Source organism: Roseomonas sp. TS2 (assembly GCF_058833935.1).
Genome location: NZ_JCACVY010000274.1, coordinates 1 through 4,060 on the forward strand (window position 1 = coordinate 1; position 4,060 = coordinate 4,060).

4 protein-coding genes are annotated in these 4,060 nt (G+C 72.4%); all 4 read right to left on the bottom strand.

Annotated features, from left to right (window positions below; translation table 11 throughout):
- Nucleotides 1-144, bottom strand: a 144-nt coding sequence (locus tag ACZJYS_RS23140; RefSeq protein ID WP_493180480.1) for an ATP-binding cassette domain-containing protein, incomplete at its 3' end; no start/stop codon positions are given.
- The gene (locus tag ACZJYS_RS23145; protein ID WP_493180477.1) at nucleotides 144-896 is read right to left on the bottom strand and encodes an ABC transporter ATP-binding protein; all 753 of its coding nucleotides are present in this window, start codon (nucleotides 894-896) and stop codon (nucleotides 144-146) included. The genes ACZJYS_RS23145 and ACZJYS_RS23140, both read right to left, overlap by 1 nt.
- A complete protein-coding gene (locus ACZJYS_RS23150) occupies nucleotides 893-2,740 on the bottom strand; it encodes an ABC transporter permease (RefSeq protein WP_493180478.1) in 1,848 nt (615 codons plus the stop codon). Before ACZJYS_RS23150 ends, ACZJYS_RS23145 begins: the two co-directional genes overlap by 4 nt.
- 7 nt (nucleotides 2,741-2,747) lie before the next feature.
- Nucleotides 2,748-3,986: an ABC transporter substrate-binding protein gene (locus tag ACZJYS_RS23155; RefSeq protein ID WP_493180479.1), complete on the bottom strand. Its 1,239-nt coding sequence runs from the start codon at nucleotides 3,984-3,986 to the stop codon at nucleotides 2,748-2,750.
- Between the last annotated feature and the right edge of the window lie 74 nt (nucleotides 3,987-4,060).

The window sequence follows — 4,060 nt, forward strand, 5'->3', positions numbered from 1 at the left end:
CATGATGGCCTTCATCGTCGTGCTCTTGCCGGCGCCGTTGCGGCCCAGCAGGCACAGCACCTCGCCCGCCGCCACGGTGAGCGAGACGCCGTGCAGGATGTGCGCGCGGCCGTAATGGGCGTGCAGCCCCTCCACCGCCAGCATCAGAACCGCCCCCCGCCGAGATAGACCTGCCGCACCTGCGGGTCCGCCCGCACCTCCTCCGGCGCGCCGGCGGCGATCAGGCGCCCGCGCTCCAGCACCAGCACGCGGTCGGCATGGCCGAACACCACATCCATGTCGTGCTCGGTGAACAGCACGGCGATGCCGGCCTCGCGCGCGATGGCGGCGGTCTGTTGCATCAGCGCGCCGCGCTCGGCGGGAGCCATGCCGGCGGTGGGCTCGTCCATCAGCAGCAGGCGGGGGCTGTGGGCCAGCGCCATGGCCAGCTCCAGCCGCTTGAGGTCGCCATAGGCCAGCACGGCGCAGGGGCGGTCGGCCTGGGCCAGCATGCCCACACGGTCCAGCAGCGCCTCCGCCTCCGCCGTGTGGAGCCGCGCCGCCGGGCGCCACAGCCCGAGCAGCCGGCGGTAATGCGAGAGCAGCGCGGCCCGCACATTCTCCCGCACGCTCATCGAGCCGAAGGTGGCGGTGACCTGGAAGGTGCGGCCGACGCCGAGCCGCCACACGGCGCGCGGCGGCAGCCCGGTGATGTCCCGGCCCCCCAGCCGCACCCGCCCGGCATCGGGGCGGATCTGGCCATTGAGCATGTTGAAGCAGGTGCTCTTGCCGGCGCCGTTGGGGCCGATCAGCGCCAGCATCTCGCCGGGGGCGAGGGCGAAGGAGACGCCATCCACGGCGCGCACCCCGCCCCAGGCCTTGATCAGCCCCTCGGCCTCGAGAAGGGGCGTGCTCATGCCCGCTTCTCGCCCCATTGGGCCAGGGCGCCCGCGAGGCCGCGCGGGAAGAACAGCACCAGCGCCAGGATGACGAGGCCGAGCAGCAGCCGCCACAACTCCGTCACGCGCGCCAGCTGCTCCTGCAGCCCGGCATAGGCAATGGCGCCGAGGATCGGCCCGCTCACCGTCTGCACGCCGCCCAGCAGCACCATCAGCAGCGCATCGACGCTGCGCGGGATGGCGAGGTAGGTGGGAAACACGCTGCCCTTGCCGAAGGCGAACAGGGCGCCGGCCAGCCCGGCGAAGGCGGCGGCATAGGCGAAGGCCAGCCAGCGGATGCGGAAGGCGTCGATGCCGATGGCCTCGGCGCGCAGCGCGGAATCCCGCTGCGCGCGCAGCGCCAGGCCGAAGGGCGCGTGGATGGCCCGCCGCAGCAGCCACACGCCAAGGCCACAGAGCGCGGCGCTGAGATAGAAGAAGGCGAGCTTCCCGCGCGCCCAGTCGCTCGGCCAGATGCCGAGCAGGCCGTTGTCGCCGCCCGTCACCTCCACCCACTGGAAGGCGACGCTCCAGGCGATCTGCGCGAAGGCGAGGGTGAGCATGGCGGCATAGACGCCGGAGAGCCGCACGCAGAACCAGCCGAAGAGCAGCCCCACCAGCCCGGCGGCGAAGGGCGCCAGCAGCAGCCCCATCTCCATCGGCGCGGCGAGGTGGCGCAGCAGCAGCCCCGCGGCATAGGCGCCGGCGCCGAAATAGGCGGCGTGGCCGAAGCTCGCCATGCCGCCCGGCCCCATGATGAGGTGCAGGCTGGCGGCGAAGAGGATGAACACGGCGAAGTCGGCCAGCAGGATCAGCGGGTAGTCGCCGAGGAAGGGCGCGGCCAGCAGCAGCGCCGCCAGCGCGCCGAGCGTGGCCAGCCGCAGGCCGCGCGGCAGCGGGCGGGGCAGGGGCGGCGCCTGCTCGCTGGCCGGTGGCGCGCCGGGTGGCGCCCCCAGCAGCCCGTGCGGCCGCAGCACCAGCACCACCGCCATCACCAGGAACACCAGCACCAGCGTGATGCGCGGAAACACCAGGATGCCGAAGGCGTGCAGCTCGCCGATCAGCAGCGCCGCCAGGAAGGCACCGGGCAGGCTGCCCAGCCCGCCGATGACGACGACGACGAAGGCCTCGACGATGATCGCCATGTCCATGTGCAGCGTGACGGCCTCGCGCGGCAATTGCAGCGCGCCGCCGAGCCCGGCGAGGGCGGCGCCGAGGAAGAACACGGCGGTGAAGAGCAGGCGCTGATCGACGCCGAGGGCGGAGACCATCTCGCGGTCCTGCGTCGCGGCGCGCAGCAGGATGCCGAAGCGGGTGCGGTGGAACAGCAGCCAGAGCAGCCCCAGCACCACCGGCCCCACCGCGATGAGGAACAGTTCGTAGCGCGGGAAGCGCAGGCCGAGGATCTCGACCGCGCCGCGTAGCAGCGGCGCGCGGGGCCCGAACTTGTCGTCGGCGCCCCAGAGCAGCAGCGCCACATCCTGCACGATCAGCACCAGCGCGAAGGTGGCGAGAAGCTGGAACAGCTCCGGCGCGTGGTAGATGCGGCGCAGCACCGTCATCTCCAGGGCCGCGCCGAGCGCGCCCACGCAGAGCGCCGCCAGCAGCACGCCCCCCCAGAACCCCCAGAAGCCACCCAGCTCCGCCAAAGGCCCGTGGCTGACAAAGGTCCAGGCGAGAAAGGCGCCCAGCATGTAGAGGCTGCCATGGGCAAAGTTGACGATGCGGCTGACGCCGAAGATCACCGTCAGCCCCGAGGCCACCAGGAAGAGGGAGGAGGCGCTGGCCAGTCCGGCCAGCGCCTGGACGGCCAGGGCTTCCAAGGCGGTGCTACTCCTGCGGCCGCCAGGCGCGCACCTGCTCGTCGCCGGGCAGGTAGTTGGCGCCGTCGGCATAGCGCCAGTCCACCATCCTGCCGCGCCGGCCTTCGAGCTTGGTGCGGCCGACGAAGGCGCCGAGCGTCGCCTGGTGGTCGAGCGCGCGGAACTCCACCTCGCCCGTGCCGTAGCCGGTCTGGTAGCGGATGCCCTTGAAGGCCTCGACCATCGCCTCCGTCTCGGTGCTGTTCGCCTTGCGCAGCATGGCGGCGATGGCCTGCACCGTGTCGTAGCCGACGATCGATCCGCAGCGCGGCAGCTCGTTGTACTTGGCGCGGTAGGCGTCGCGCAGCGCGGTGTGTGTGGGGTTGTCCAGGTCGTCGCGCGGGTAGCCGGTGACGATCCAGCCATCCGGGCATTCCTCGCCCAGCGGCTCCAGGTATTCCGGCTCGCCGCTCAGCATGGAGGCGACGGCGCGGCCCTCGAACAGGCCGCGCGTGTTGCCCTGGCGGACGAAGTTCAGCAGGTCGGTGGCGAAGGTGACGTTGAAGATGCCCTCGGGCTTCATCCGCTCCAGCGCCTGCACCGTGGCGCCGGCATCGATGCGGCCGAGCGCCGGGAACTGCTCGCCGACGAACTCCACATCCGGCCGCTTCGCCTTCAGCAGCTCGCGGAACCACTTCACCGCCGACTGCCCGTATTCGTAGTTGGGCGCCACGGTGGCCCAGCGCTTGGCTGGCAGCTTGGCGGCTTCCTCCACCAGCATGGCGGCCTGCATGTAGGTGCTGGGCCGCAGGCGGAAGGTGTAGCGGTTGCCGCGCGACCAGACGAGCGCGTCCGTCAGCGGCTCGCTCGCCGCGTAGAGGCGCTTGTTCTGCCGGGCGAAGTCGGCCAGGGCGAGGCCGACATTGGAGAGGTAGCCGCCGGCCAGCAGCGCCACGCGCTCGGCGTTCAGCAGCTCGCCGGCCAGGCGCACCGCGTCCTCGGGGCGGCCGGCATCGTCGCGGAACACGGTCTCCAGCGGGCGGCCGCCGATGCCGCCGGCGGCGTTGACCTGCTCCTGCGCCAGCAGCCAGCCATTGCGGTAGGGCCCGAGGAAGGCCGGCTGTGCCGTGTAGGAATTGATCTCGCCGATGCGGATGGGGCTGCCCTGGGCGCGCAGCACGGCCGGGCGCGCCAGCGCTCCGGCGGCGATCCCGGCCAGCAGCATGCGGCGGCGCAGCCCGCGCGCGTCGGTCTGGAGGAGGGTCATGGTGGCGGTCCTTCTGCCTGTCCTGGCATCGGCGGAGCCGAGTGGCGGCGAATGTCCTTCCTGTCATCCCGCAG

Bases quoted from the DNA above. Each gene is read 5' to 3' on its own strand.
- ACZJYS_RS23145 (WP_493180477.1), bottom strand. From the start codon at position 896: ATGAGCACGCCCCTTCTCGAGGCCGAGGGGCTGATCAAGGCCTGGGGC.
- ACZJYS_RS23155 (WP_493180479.1), bottom strand. From the start codon at position 3,986: ATGACCCTCCTCCAGACCGACGCGCGCGGGCTGCGCCGCCGCATGCTG.